Source organism: Pontimicrobium sp. MEBiC06410 (assembly GCF_053601615.1).
Genome location: NZ_JBSHNT010000153.1, coordinates 61,780 through 74,933 on the forward strand (window position 1 = coordinate 61,780; position 13,154 = coordinate 74,933).

The 13,154-nt window shown below is 31.0% G+C and carries 16 protein-coding genes; 4 read left to right on the forward strand and 12 right to left on the reverse strand.

Annotated features, from left to right (window positions below; translation table 11 throughout):
• The first annotated feature begins 48 nt into the window (after nucleotides 1-48).
• The gene (locus ACVC08_RS10335) at nucleotides 49-504 is read left to right on the forward strand and encodes a hypothetical protein (protein WP_452601975.1); all 456 of its coding nucleotides are present in this window, start codon (nucleotides 49-51) and stop codon (nucleotides 502-504) included.
• A 79-nt stretch (nucleotides 505-583) separates the two neighbouring features.
• Here the strand turns inward: ACVC08_RS10335 and aat are convergent, their stop codons facing one another.
• From aat to ACVC08_RS10355, 4 genes are all read right to left on the reverse strand, one after another.
• Nucleotides 584-1,207 (reverse strand): leucyl/phenylalanyl-tRNA--protein transferase, encoded by a 624-nt coding sequence (gene aat / locus ACVC08_RS10340; protein WP_452601976.1) that lies wholly within the window; start codon nucleotides 1,205-1,207, stop codon nucleotides 584-586.
• An 8-nt stretch (nucleotides 1,208-1,215) separates the two neighbouring features.
• Nucleotides 1,216-2,592, reverse strand: a complete 1,377-nt coding sequence (locus tag ACVC08_RS10345) for a short-chain fatty acid transporter (protein WP_452601977.1) — start codon at nucleotides 2,590-2,592, stop codon at nucleotides 1,216-1,218.
• Nucleotides 2,593-2,682: 90 nt separating this feature from the next.
• Nucleotides 2,683-3,057, reverse strand: a complete 375-nt coding sequence (locus ACVC08_RS10350) for a DUF3127 domain-containing protein (protein WP_452601978.1) — start codon at nucleotides 3,055-3,057, stop codon at nucleotides 2,683-2,685.
• Between the two features lie 42 nt (nucleotides 3,058-3,099).
• Entirely contained in the window at nucleotides 3,100-3,948 is an 849-nt protein-coding gene (locus ACVC08_RS10355) for a flavin reductase family protein (protein WP_452601979.1), read from the reverse strand.
• A 123-nt stretch (nucleotides 3,949-4,071) separates the two neighbouring features.
• Here ACVC08_RS10355 and ACVC08_RS10360 point away from each other — a divergent pair, with 123 nt between their 5' ends.
• Together ACVC08_RS10360 and ACVC08_RS10365 are read left to right on the forward strand one after the other, a co-directional pair.
• Complete coding sequence (locus tag ACVC08_RS10360) at nucleotides 4,072-5,247, forward strand: sensor histidine kinase (RefSeq protein ID WP_452601980.1); 1,176 nt, start codon at nucleotides 4,072-4,074, stop codon at nucleotides 5,245-5,247.
• Nucleotides 5,248-5,258: 11 nt separating this feature from the next.
• The gene (locus ACVC08_RS10365) at nucleotides 5,259-5,612 is read left to right on the forward strand and encodes a hypothetical protein (RefSeq protein WP_452597777.1); all 354 of its coding nucleotides are present in this window, start codon (nucleotides 5,259-5,261) and stop codon (nucleotides 5,610-5,612) included.
• Here the strand turns inward: ACVC08_RS10365 and ACVC08_RS10370 are convergent.
• Nucleotides 5,607-5,996, reverse strand: a complete 390-nt coding sequence (locus tag ACVC08_RS10370) for an HIT family protein (RefSeq protein ID WP_452597778.1) — start codon at nucleotides 5,994-5,996, stop codon at nucleotides 5,607-5,609. The two genes, ACVC08_RS10365 and ACVC08_RS10370, sit on opposite strands and share 6 nt — an antisense overlap.
• Nucleotides 5,997-6,090: 94 nt before the next feature.
• Complete coding sequence (greA, locus tag ACVC08_RS10375; RefSeq protein WP_452597779.1) at nucleotides 6,091-6,564, reverse strand: transcription elongation factor GreA; 474 nt, start codon at nucleotides 6,562-6,564, stop codon at nucleotides 6,091-6,093.
• A 153-nt stretch (nucleotides 6,565-6,717) separates the two neighbouring features.
• Between greA and ACVC08_RS10380 the strand changes: the two genes are divergently transcribed.
• Nucleotides 6,718-7,170 (forward strand): hypothetical protein, encoded by a 453-nt coding sequence (locus tag ACVC08_RS10380; RefSeq protein ID WP_452597780.1) that lies wholly within the window; start codon nucleotides 6,718-6,720, stop codon nucleotides 7,168-7,170.
• 99 nt (nucleotides 7,171-7,269) lie between these two features.
• Here the strand turns inward: ACVC08_RS10380 and ACVC08_RS10385 are convergent, their stop codons facing one another.
• From ACVC08_RS10385 to ACVC08_RS10410, 6 genes are all read right to left on the reverse strand, one after another.
• Nucleotides 7,270-9,513: a TonB-dependent receptor gene (locus ACVC08_RS10385; protein WP_452601981.1), complete on the reverse strand. Its 2,244-nt coding sequence runs from the start codon at nucleotides 9,511-9,513 to the stop codon at nucleotides 7,270-7,272.
• Nucleotides 9,514-9,785: 272 nt separating this feature from the next.
• Nucleotides 9,786-10,193 (reverse strand): alternative ribosome rescue aminoacyl-tRNA hydrolase ArfB, encoded by a 408-nt coding sequence (gene arfB, locus ACVC08_RS10390; protein ID WP_452601982.1) that lies wholly within the window; start codon nucleotides 10,191-10,193, stop codon nucleotides 9,786-9,788.
• A 1-nt stretch (nucleotide 10,194) separates the two neighbouring features.
• On the reverse strand, nucleotides 10,195-11,748 hold the full coding sequence (locus ACVC08_RS10395) for a DUF4301 family protein (protein WP_452601983.1): 1,554 nt from the start codon (nucleotides 11,746-11,748) through the stop codon (nucleotides 10,195-10,197).
• Nucleotides 11,745-12,314 carry an AAA family ATPase gene (locus ACVC08_RS10400; protein WP_452597784.1) on the reverse strand — a complete coding sequence of 190 codons (570 nt, stop codon included), beginning with the start codon at nucleotides 12,312-12,314 and terminating at the stop codon, nucleotides 11,745-11,747. The genes ACVC08_RS10395 and ACVC08_RS10400 overlap by 4 nt, the downstream gene beginning before the upstream one ends.
• Nucleotides 12,275-12,907 (reverse strand): nicotinamide riboside transporter PnuC, encoded by a 633-nt coding sequence (gene pnuC, locus ACVC08_RS10405; RefSeq protein ID WP_452597785.1) that lies wholly within the window; start codon nucleotides 12,905-12,907, stop codon nucleotides 12,275-12,277. The genes ACVC08_RS10400 and pnuC overlap by 40 nt, the downstream gene beginning before the upstream one ends.
• The gene (locus tag ACVC08_RS10410; RefSeq protein WP_452597786.1) at nucleotides 12,891-13,151 is read right to left on the reverse strand and encodes a hypothetical protein; all 261 of its coding nucleotides are present in this window, start codon (nucleotides 13,149-13,151) and stop codon (nucleotides 12,891-12,893) included. Before ACVC08_RS10410 ends, pnuC begins: the two co-directional genes overlap by 17 nt.
• Nucleotides 13,152-13,154: the final 3 nt, after the last annotated feature.

Sequence of the window (13,154 nt, forward strand, 5' to 3'; positions counted from 1 at the left end):
GGTTAGTTGTATTGCATTTAAAATAAGATGCTAAGAAGATTATAATAGATGAGAACTTATCCAGAAAATACTGAAGAACTAGAAAAAAAACACAGTTTTAGTCTCCCTTTAGATAACAAAAAATTAGAGCTTATTCATAATAATATTATTTTACGTAATGATATTGCATACGTATTTTTCAAATACAGAATCTTAAATTCACTGAAAAGGCAAAATCTATTTGAAAACGAATTATCCAGTGAGTCGTTTTTGGACAAAAAATTTAACCAAACGGACAGACTTAAAATTTATAAAGCGATAAAAAATCAGCTTCCTATGCCAGTTAGTAAGAGAAAGAAATTGAGTTTACATTTTTTGTTTCATTTAAATGAAGAACCAAAAATCGATACTAGAGTATTAACAATTAAAGACTTAATTTTTGATTCAATCAAGCAAAATAGATTAACTATTAAAGGGGAATTTGAAACATTTTTTAAACATGAGCTTGATAGCTTAAAATACTAAAACGACACTACAACTATATGTAAAAATGTATTAAAACGCATTTTACACAAACCGTTAAAATAAATCGTTTAAATTATCACTATAAAAACCCCATAAAATCCGCTCTAGAAATATCCTTTGCGCCCAAGCTTTCTAAATGATTTGTATATACCTGACAATCTATTAGCTTATAATTAGTATGCTGTATAAAGGTTATAAATGCGGTTTTACTGGCATTACTTTCTTTAGCAAACATACTTTCGCCGCAGAATATACCGTTTCCTAAATCGATTCCATAGAGTCCTCCAACTAGTTGTTCTCCTTTCCAAACCTCAACAGATTTTGCATAACCTAATTCGTGTAGCTTAGTATAAGCCAAAATCATATTTTTGGTAATCCAAGTTCCAGATTGTCCTTCTCGTTTAGCCAAAGCACATTCTCTAATAACAGAAGAGAAATTTTTATTTACTGTTACTTCGTAATCGCAGTTTCGCATAAACTGTTTCATACTTTTTGATACTTTTAATTCTGAAGGAAATAATACAAACCTAGGGTCTGGAGCCCACCATAATATTACCTCATCTTCATCAAACCAAGGGAAAATTCCGCTTTTATAGGCTAATATTAAACGCTCTGCAGATAAATCACCTCCAACCGCCAATAAGCCTTCTTCATCGGCTTCAGAAACATCTGGAAATACTATATTATAATCTAAAAGATGCATATTTCAGTTTAAAATAATAAAAGCCCTAGTATGTAAACTGCTATACCTACACTCATTAAAATAAGTGTGTATGGCAGTATTTCTTTGGCTTTTAGTTTTGTTATCCCTAATAATGGTAACGCCCAAAACGGTTGTAACATATTTGTTATTTGGTCTCCATAAGCCAAAGCCATGATAGCTTTAGGCAAAGGCACTCCTAATTTTAATGCCGACTCTACTACTATTGGGCCTTGTATTGCCCATTGCCCTCCACCACTTGGCACAAACACATTAACAATTCCTGCGCTTATAAAAGTAAATATTGGTAATGTTGTTTCGTTGGCTACAGAAACAAAAAAATCTGAAATAGAAACTACTATACCTGTACTTTTCATTATGCCCATAATACCAAAATACAATGGAAACTGAATTAAAATACCAGAGGTTCCTTTTATAGCTTCTTCTACTGCTTTTAAAAAATTACTAAAATTTTTATGCAACACAATAGCTAAGCCTAACATAAAAAAGTTTAACATGTTTGGTGTTATCGCCAATTTGGTTAATGCTCCCCAATACTGATAAAAAAAAGTGATAAGCAAAACGACACCAAAACCTACTCCAAATATTTTAGAGTAATCTAATTTTTCGGCTCCCTCGACATCTTTTACATTAGAATCCTTAAAATTATATGTTTCTAATTGTATGGTTGTTGGCTTTGTTACTTTTGCTATTCTGGTTAATACAAAAGGAACAGTTATTAACAAAACACCAAATAATAGTAAATTCCACCAGCTAAAAATAGTGGCGTTAAATGTTATACTTTCTGGAATTTGATTAATAAGGTTTGTAGAAGAGATATCTCCCATAAATTCGCGAATATGGTTTTGTTCTGCAACTTTTATTGGTGCAGAACCACTTATTCCTCCATGCCAAACCATTAAACCAACGTAGCCAGAAGCTCCTACCAATGGATAGTTTAATGGAATATTGTTTTCTTGTGCATACTCCCCAACTTTTCTAGCTAATATGGCTCCAAAAATAAGCCCTAATCCCCAATTACAAAATGCAGCAATCATTGTTGTTACGCTTACTAGTATAACTGCAGTAGTGGTATTTGTTACATTTTTAGATAAATCGGTAATTAATCTGTTTACAGGTTTACTTAAAACAAGAACATGACCTAATACTAAAATAAGCATCATTTGGTAAGCAAAAACTAGCAAGCCTTTACTCCAAATACCAGCTTCCCAAAAACTTAATATAGATAATAAATGGTGCTCTTCTTTTGGGGCTTCTGTAAATAAAAACGCTAATAGTATTGTTACTAAGGTTAGTATAACTGCAATGGTAAAAGGAGATGGTAAATATCTTTTAAAAATAGTTTCTATTGCTTTGGTAATATTCATAGACGAAAAATAATGCAATTATTTAAAACAAAAAAACGACAATGTTTATTACAAACATTGTCGTTTAATATATTAGTTAAGTAAAATCGCTTAGAATGGTAAATCGTCGTGATCTTCTTCTTTTAAATCTGTAGCTGGTTCAAACGCTTGTGCTGGTGGCACTTCTGGCATACCTGCTGGTGCAGATGCTTGTAAGCTTTCTATTCTCCACCCTTGAATTGAGTTAAAGTATTTAGTTTCTCCTTGTGGATTAACCCACTCTCTTCCTCTTAAATTGATGCTAACTTTTACATCTTGTCCAACTTGGTAGTTGTTTAATAAATCGCACTTATCTTGAACAAATTCTACTAAAATATGCTGTGGGTATTGCTCATCTGTAGTAACTACTAGTTCTCTTTTTCTAAATCCGTTACTTCCAAAAGTTTGTTCTTGCCCTACTAGCTTTACTTTTCCTTGTACTTCCATTACTCTATATAATTATTTAAATATTCGTCTTTATTTTATTGCTTAAGATAATAATACATTCCAAGCCTCTTCTAAGTTTCCGTAACTTAATAAATCGTGTGCTTTTTTATGTTTTTCTTCTGTCGTTAAACTTTGTAAATTATGTTCTATTATATAAGCGTCATTTTTGCTTGGTAATATTTCCACATTAGCCAAAACTCCTAAATCGTTTCCTGTTAAAATAGTACTGTTTCTAATAGCTTCTGGTAAAGCATCCACACCAATCCCTAGAGTTGATAATGGTTTTGGTATTTCAAAAAAACCAGATTTTGCTCTACTATAATAACTTCCTCCTGCTCTAGATACTAAATCTAGTTTTACTTGATCTATACTTCCGTTATCGTCTAAAACAGCATCGTCTATATGTAATTTAACAACTTCGCATATTACTAAATTACCTGCACCACCTTCTGTACCTAATGCAACTATTTCGTTTACTTTACACTCTAATTGTACAGGAGACTCTGCTACACGAAATGGCTTTACAATATCACTTTCTAGCATTGTTAAACCCGCTTTTTCAAATTCATTTACGCCTTCAGCATACTCTGTACTACTTAAAGACATTTGCTGTACAATATTATAATTAACTACATTAATAACCACTTCTTTAGTTGCTTGTGCGTTTTCCAATGTGTGTTTTGTTGTATTATTTCTTACACGACGCGCTGGTGAAAAAATAAGTATTGGCGGATTTGCACTAAATACATTAAAGAAACTAAACGGAGATAAATTAGGATTTCCTTTAGCATCTATTGTACTTGCAAAAGCTATTGGCCTTGGTGCAACAGCGCTAAGCAAATAACTATGCAACTTTCCAGTTTTCAGTTCTTTAGGATTAAATGTAGCCATTAATTAATTATAATTTTGGCAAATGTACCTATTTTGATAATGAACTAAAAATGATTTGTCATTATGCTTACACAATATTATTAACAGATTTGCATTATATTAACATCTTAAAATCTAAACTAGATGTTTTTTACTAAACACAGACAACTTTTTCGTTGGGTTATTGTTGCAGCTTCTTTTGCTATTGTCTCTCTTATTCTATGGAATACTTATGTGTTTTTTCAGAAGTTTAAAGAAGAAGAGCGTGCTAAAATGAAAACTTGGTCTTATGCTCATGCAGACTTAGCCCAAAGTGTTATTGATATAAATGCCAATGTTAATCCCCTAACTACACATATTATTACAGATACAACAATAACAACTCCTATGCTAGTATTTACTAAAGATGGAGAACTTAATAATACTAACAATATTGACACTTCAAATATTAAAGATGTAAAGCGTTATATAAATAAATTAAAAACCCGTTTTCAAGAACAAAATCAACCTATACCTTTAAGTTACAAATTAAAAAATAAAACAATAGATATAGGCACGCTCTATTATGGGAATGCGCCTCTATTAAATAAGCTAAAATATTATCCTTTGGCTTTACTACTAATTATTGTTTTGTTTGGTACGGTTGTTTATTTGTTCTATAAAAGCAATAAAAATGCTATACAAAATAAGTTATGGACTGGCATGGCCAAAGAAACGGCACACCAAATAGGCACACCATTATCTTCTTTAATTGGATGGACAGAGATATTAAAAACCGAAAATGTAGATCCAGATTATATATTAGAAATTGAAAAAGATATCGATCGTTTAAAAACAATCACCGATCGTTTTAGTAAAATAGGATCTATTCCAGTGCTTGAAAAAGCTGATATTGTTGAAGAAACCAAAACGTCTTTCGGCTATTTAAAAACACGTTCTTCTAAACTAATTAATTTTAGTTTGAAACTCCCAATGACCCCTGTATATGTTAACTTAAACAAGCAACTTTACAGTTGGACTATAGAAAATCTTGTAAAAAATGCTATTGATGCTATGAAAGGTAAAGGTGATTTAACTATAGAAATGGTTGCTTTAGAGAAATATGTTAGTATTAAAATTATAGACACAGGAAAAGGCATTGCTAAAAGCCAGTTTAATACTATTTTCGAGCCTGGTTATACTAGTAAAAAAAGAGGTTGGGGACTTGGTTTATCTCTAGCAAAACGTATTATTGAAGAATTCCATGACGGAAAAATAAAGGTATTACAATCTGAAATAGGAAAAGGTACAACATTACAAATTGCATTAAAAAAACTATAATTGATTTTTACATGACTACGAAAAAATATATTACAGTTAAAAAAGTTTCATTGAATAATAATTGCCCTGAATGTTTTAGTAAAGAAGGCTTACAGTTAACATTTAAACAACAGTTTATTGAAACTGCTTTTTCGAAATCTGTAACTCAAGAAGCTCGAACAGAAATGCATTGCGATGTTTGTGATACTGCTATTTACCCTGAGCGTTGGACAGAAGACATAGAGCGTGTTTACGACTATCAATTTAAAGCCTTTACACCTAAAAAAACATCTAAAAAATATAAAAAGCTTTTTTGGATATTACTAACTGTAATATTGGTTATTATAGCTACAGTTATTACACTTTTAACAATGAAAAATTTATAATGCTTTTTGTATCGTTTGTGCAGTAATATTAAACTCTTCTTGAGTTAATACTACTTTATTTATAAAACGGGCATCTTCCATAGTGTTAAGGGGAATTAAATGTACGTGTACATGAGGCACCTCTAACCCAATAACAGAAACCCCAACACGTTTACATGGTATCGTTTTCTCTATAGCAAGGGCTACTTTTCTAGAAAATTGCATTAAACCGTTATATGTTGCCTCATCTAAATCGAATAGCTTATCGACTTCTTTTTTGGGAATACAAAGTGTATGGCCTTTAGCATTAGGATTTACATCTAAAAAAGCCAAGAAATCTTCAGTTTCTGCAACCTTATAACAAGGGATTTCTCCATTAACGATTTTAGTAAAAATTGATGCCATTATTTTTTAAAGTGTTAGATTGAAAATTAAAGATAAAAAAAGATTCCTGCTTTATTACTAAAACAGGAATCTTTTATATGTTTATGTTATAAGTTTATCTTGAAATTTCTATTATATCAAATTTCATGATTCCACTTGGTACTTTAATTTCTGCGACATCCCCAACAGATTTACCTAATAAACCTTGTCCTATAGGCGAATTTACAGAGATTTTACCTGCTGCTAAATCGGCTTCTCCATCTGCAACTAAGGTATAAGTCATCTCCATTCCATTAGTCTGGTTTTTTATTTTAACAATAGAAAGCACTAAAACTTTAGACATATCTAATTGAGATTCATCTATAACGCGGGCTCCAGCTAATTGGTCTTCTAATTTAGAAATACGCATTTCTAACATTCCTTGCGCTTCTTTTGCTGCGTCGTATTCTGCATTTTCACTTAAATCACCTTTATCTCTAGCTTCGGCTATTGCTTTAGATGCTTTTACACGCTCCACATCTTTTAATTGTCTTAGCTCCTCTCTTAGTTTTTTTAATCCTTCTGGTGTATAGTATGATACTTTACTCATAATTTTTTCGTTTTACTTAAACTTGCGCTTTGATTGCAAAGTGTATAAACACAAAAAATCTCGTTTTCACGAGATTGTACTGCAAATATACAAAATATTTATTTCAGTATTCATTTTGTTGTAAATTGCAAGTCTTAAAATATGTTAGAAAAAATGAAAAAGATTTATTTAGTATTTGTTTTACTATGCATGGTACTACTATCTTGTAAAAAAGATGATGATGATGTAACCCGAAATCAGAACATTCCTAATGCTGCTTTTGATACTGGAGGTTTAATTAATACTAGTTTACCACAGTTTAACAACTTATTATTTCCTGGTAATTTTATTACCTTGAATGATAATTATGGCATTAATGGTATTGTAGTGTATTATGTTGGGGGAACTAATTACAAAGCTTATGAATTAAGTGACCCTAACCACCAATTAAACTCGTGCTCTAGACTAACAATGGATGGTACAAATGCTGTTTGCAATTGTGATGACGGCAACTCTTATTTAGTTCCTGGAAATGGTTTACCTCAAACTGGTACTAACGGGCAATTCTCTCTAGTACCTTACCCAGTGGAAGTTAATGGAAACATTATACGCGTTTTTAATAATTAATAATTTATTATACAAAAAAAGCCAGAGACATATAATGCTCTGGCTTAATTTATTTTAAATCTGTCAACCTATTTTAGGACAACACAGATTATTCTTTTATTAGAACTTTAAAGTTGCTCCTACTAAAAAGTTAGTTGTTGCTTGTGGATAATATCCAGCACCTTCTATCGTTTTTATTTCACCTGGTACAGAAAAATCGTCATCGAAAGTATAATAATACCCATTAGACACATACTTTTCTCCAAATATATTATTTACTAAACCTGACAACAGAATAGACTTAAATATTTTTTTCGTTTTTATCTCGTAGGTAATATTAAGATCGTTCACAAAATAGCTTTCTAATTTTGAAACATCGGAGTCTGTATTCCCCATAAACTGCTCGCCAACATATTTACTTAAAAAGGATAATTGTAGCTCTTTTGTTGGTTGAAATACTATAGCATTTGCAGCTATTAATTCTGGAGAGAATGAAATATTTGTTTTTCCTAAGTTTACCAATTCTCCATCTATAGATGCAAATGTTTCTTTATTTTTATTAGAACTTACTGTCACATTTGGCTGTATTGCCAGCTTGTCTGTTAATTGTACTGCCGCTTCTAATTCTAACCCTAATCTAAAGCTTTCTCCAGCGTTCCCTCTAATTGGTGCTCCAGAATTGTCTAAAGCTCCTGTTAATACTAACTGCTCATTGTATAGCATATAATAGGCATTGGCATTAAACCTAAATTTAGAACTCGTATGCCTCCATCCTAATTCAAAATCATTTAATTGTTCTGGTTTAATATTAGGGTCACTTTCAAAATCACTTCTGTTAGCTTCTCTATTTGCTCTTGCATAAGAAAAATACAGGTTATTTTTATCATCTAAATTATACGATAATCCAGCTTTTGGATTAAAGAATGAATAACTTTTATCAATTTCAAATAAAACATTATCTGAATTTGTTCCGCTAGTATCGTAATCTACCTTACGTACTTGTAAATCTCCATATAAACTTAATTTATCATTTAATTTATACGTTGCTTTAGCAAATACACTAAAATCGTATTTATTAGAGTTTCCATCATAATAACGGTCTCTTATATTACTATTACTTGCATATTGTGCCCAAATAATTTCTCCAAAATTATCCCCATCGTAAGAGCTGTAAGACAGTCCTGTGGTTAAATTAAGTTTAGAGTCTTTATAATTTACATTTGCATTAAGAACATAGAAGTCGTTATCTAACCATCGTCTTCTTACATAATCTTGAGAAGATATATTTACCCCATTAACTTCTATAGGATCCAAACCTATGAATGAAAATTGAGCATCAGATTCAAAATAGATATTAGAATAGAGATAATTATCAACGTACTCTTCAAAAAAACCTCGTCCATATGTATAATTAAGCCCTAGATTAGTAGACCAATTGTTATTAAAACGTTCGTTCCAATGCAATTGAAAATGGTCTTGTTTATAATTATCTACTTGATTATCATAAAAGCCTTCAAAATTACCATTATCATCAAACTTTATCCCTCCTAAATTAAATGTTCTATTATCATCTAGATTAGGGTTTTCTCCTATTGCTGCTATTGTAGCTGGATCAAACCCAAACCAGGCTTGGTATGTTACTTCATGCCCTCCAAAAGCCAAAGCTTTTATTAATCGGTTACTATCTACATAAGTACCTTGTAAGAAATATGATTTTAAATCGGACTCTGCTCGGTCTATATATCCATCAGAATTTATTTGAGATAAACGACCTGCAATTTCAAAATGATCATTTAATAACCCTGTGCTGTATTTTACGTTATGTTTTCTTGTATTAAAGCTTCCAAAAGTATTAGAAATTTCTCCATTAGCTTTATCTGCAACAGCATCGGTTAAAATATTTACACTAGCTCCAAAAGCTCCAGATCCATTTGTAGAAGTACCAACACCTCTTTGTAATTGCAAACTTTCTACCGAAGAAGAGAAATCTGGTAAATCTACCCAAAAAGTTCCTAAACTTTCTGCATCGTTATACGGTATTCCATTAATAGTAACATTTGTAGATTGTGCACTTACACCACGTACACGAATACCTGTATAACCAACTCCTGCTCCTGCATCGCTCGTTGTTACAACGGATGGTAAATAGTTTAATAAAATTGGTAAATCTTGTCCTAAATTGCGCTTCTCTAATGCTTCTTTATCTACATTAGAGTGTGTAATTGGAGAATCTGCAGATACACGTACCGACTTTACCAAAACTTCATCTAAGGTATTTGTAGGGATAGAATCTTGAGTTTGTTCTTGTGCACTTGCACATACTGTAAACACGAATAGTGTTAAAAAAGTAAATATATTTTTCATTCGAAACGATATATTGTCGAATAAAAAGAGGCTATTATTCTTTATTAAATTTTTAAATTTATTTTTTGCAAAACATTAGTTTTACATCTACTCATACTAAAACATCTATTAGACATTTATAACTCTCGTTTCCTAAACAGCATTACCTGTTCTAGGTTCTATGGGTATGATCTCAGCCGATATAGGCACCCCTTTTTTGAAATCGGTGCAAAGATAGCGTAGTTTTTTTAATTTAAGATTTGCTTTTCTTGTTTTTTGTGAAGTTTGTTCCCTTAATCTAAATCTGGCTTTTTTCTATTGGTTTTTCTTTCAGATTGTATGCGTTTATTTTTTAATCGTTTTTTTATTACCGATTTAGGAATTTTCGTTGGTATCCGTTTTTTACGAATTATTAATGCTGCTTTTAAAATAGCTATCCCACGTTTTATTACAATAGCTTTATTGTTATGCTGACTTCTTTTTTCATCGCATTGCAATACTAAAACAGAATCTTTGGTTAGCCTGTGTGCCAACTTTTTAATGATAATTTCTTTTTGAAATTCGTTTAGTATTGTTGATTCTATAACAGAAAAGGATAATTCAACTTTAGACGATACTTTATTTACATGTTGTCCTCCACTACCCGAACTTCTTATAGCTTTAAAGTTAAATTCTTGTACTAATGCTTCAACAGAAAACATATTAAGAGACTTGGTGTGCTGGTTTAAGCAAGTCTATTACTGTTTTTACAGGATTAAAGGTAACTAAAGGGACTTCTACAAAAATAGTATTCCAGTTAGCCATGCTACCATTCCAAAGCCCAGGTAACTCCATAGCTTTTATCTCCTTACCTTCAATTGTTTTTTTAGTAATAAATGCTGTTTGTGGGTCTACAAATTTTTCTAAACAAAACACATTACCTTTATAATCTTTAATCCCACAAACTAAGTCTACAGGGTTAAAATGTGTTGCATGTTTTAAAATACTTTTTTGGTATTTATTGCTTTTATCTATCTGTGCAGATTCTACAATTTGTAACGAAGTGTTACCACTTTCATCTTTTACCCAAAATGGGCCTCCTCCCGGCTCTCCTTCATTTTTAACCATGCCGCATACTCGAATTGGTCTATTTAGTTTTGTTTTTAAATATTCTATTTGGTATTTAAGTGAATATTTTTCAAACTCTGGAGATATTACAACATTTAACGATGTTCTTAAAAACTGAGCGATTTCTACTAAATCTGCTTCACTATTATTTTCACTTTCTAAATCCTTTAAAGACTTAAAGACTTTCTCTTGTGTTTTTAATAATACTCCTGCTAATATTTTTTTATGTTTAGCAACTTCTTTCTCATATTCATGCACAACAACATTATCTATATTTTTTATAAAGATAACATCTGCATCTAGATTGTTTAGATTAGATAGTAAAGCACCATGTCCAGAAGGTCTAAAATATAAACTTCCATCCTTATTAATAACGGGTTCATTATCTAAGGTTACTGCAATAGTATCTGTAGATTTGTCTTGGTATGAAAACGTAATATTAAATTTAGTATTCGTTTTTTGCTCAACTATATTTTGAATGCGTTTAAACTCTTCATTAAAACTAGTATGATGTTTTTCTGAAATTGTAAAATGAAGATTCGCAACGTTGTTTGATGAGGCATATAGAGCACTTTCAAATAAATGTTCCTCGAAAGCAGTAGCTAAATGGTCTTTATATTTATGAAATGGTAAAACCCCTTTAGGGTAAAAACTATAATTAAGCTTATCTTTTTCCAGCAATGTTTTAATAAAAAGTATCATTTTTTCATCATTGGACAGCGCATTATAATTGGCAACCTCATTTTTTGCTGTTTCTAAAACCGTATTATAGAATGGAAATTTATCCAATCCAACTATAAATAGAGGCAATTCTGAAGTCTTATTTCTATTTATATAAGAGTTAACAGTTTCTTTTTCTGAATTGTAACATTCCAAAAACTGAAACAAAAACCGAAACATTCTTGTTGCTGCACCAGAAGCTGGTATAAATTTCATGATATGTAATGCTTCTTTTCTAGAATTATAGTAGTCTATAAAAAAATTATTCTCTTCATTAGAAAACTTATAAATACCATCTCCTAAGCTCGCAGCAGATTTTAGATTTACATGCGGTAATCCAGATTTAAAAAGTGCTAATTGTTGCTCTATTTTTTCAACAGTAATACCTTTATTTTCTATTTGTTTTATATGTTTCGCAGTGAAATTCACTTCTCTTTTTTTAGTAGATTATCTATATACTTTATTGCTGTTTCTAATCGTTCCTTTTTATCTCCCTTCAATAAAACATAAGGCCTTTTATACTTTATTAAAGTGTTTTGAAACGCTCTAAACATTTCTTCTCTTTGCTCAGGTTTGTCTCTTAAATCGTCTGCTTCCCAAGGTGTATCAATATAAGTTAAAAAATATAAATCGTATGTGTTTTCTAGTGCAAATTTTTCTAGTACAGGATCGCAAGATCCTAAATAGTAGGCCTCAGAATAAACCTTTGTTTCAAGTAAATCTGTATCGCAAATTAAAACAGAATTTGTTTTTTTCGCATAGTCATTCTCCATTCGCATTTGGCCTTCAGCAATAGGTAACAAATCTTTAGGTTCGCATGTTTTACGCTCATTATTCCATTTTTCTTGTAAATATACACGAGCATACTCTCTTACCCACACCGAGTTATAGTGTCTTGCCAACTGTCTAGATAATGTTGTTTTCCCTGTAGATTCTGGTCCAAACAAAACTACTTTTATGCAGTTTGCAGGTTCTTGTTTATATTTTTCTTCCATGCTAAATAGCCAAATATAGCGATTACTGTAAATCCTAAATATTGAAAACTTGTAAATGTAAATCCTTTATAAAAATATAGTGGTACAGATATAATATCTCCTATAATCCAAAAGAACCAATTTTCTATTTTACGTCTTGCCATTAACCACATCCCTACAAAAAATATAGCTGTAGTTATAGTATCAATATATGCCGTCCACCCCGACCATTTATTAAACATATTGTAAACGGCAAATACAAATAATAATGTAGCAAAAAATATTACTATACTTATTTTTTTCTCTTTTGGTGTTGCTACAGAAATTGGCGTAACCGAAGTATCATCTACTTTACGTGTCCATACATACCATCCATAAACACTCATTATAAAATAATAAGCATTAATCATCATATCCCCTAAAAGGGTCCATTTTAGTAATAAATACACAAATATTACTGTACTTATCATACCAGTTGGAAATACCCATATTTTATTTTGTTTAGAGTACCATACAGACATAAAACCAAAAATTACTGCTACTATTTCTAGCACAATATCTATGGTTGCATATTCGTAATACTGACCAAAAAAGAAATCAAAAATGTGGTTCATAATCGCTACGGTCTGTTTTTACAACCTTCATAGTTAACACACATATATCTTGGTTTATAAACGAGGTTTTAATGGCTTGATTTAAAAAAGGCATTAACTCGTTATAATCTCCAAAAATCTGTGTACTTAATGGATTCTCCAATACTGTAAATTTAGAGTCTCGTAATGCTTTTATAAATTCTATTATGTGGTGTTCGTAATCGTTTTGTAACGGTGATAATGTTAAATCTACTGAAATGTTCATTTT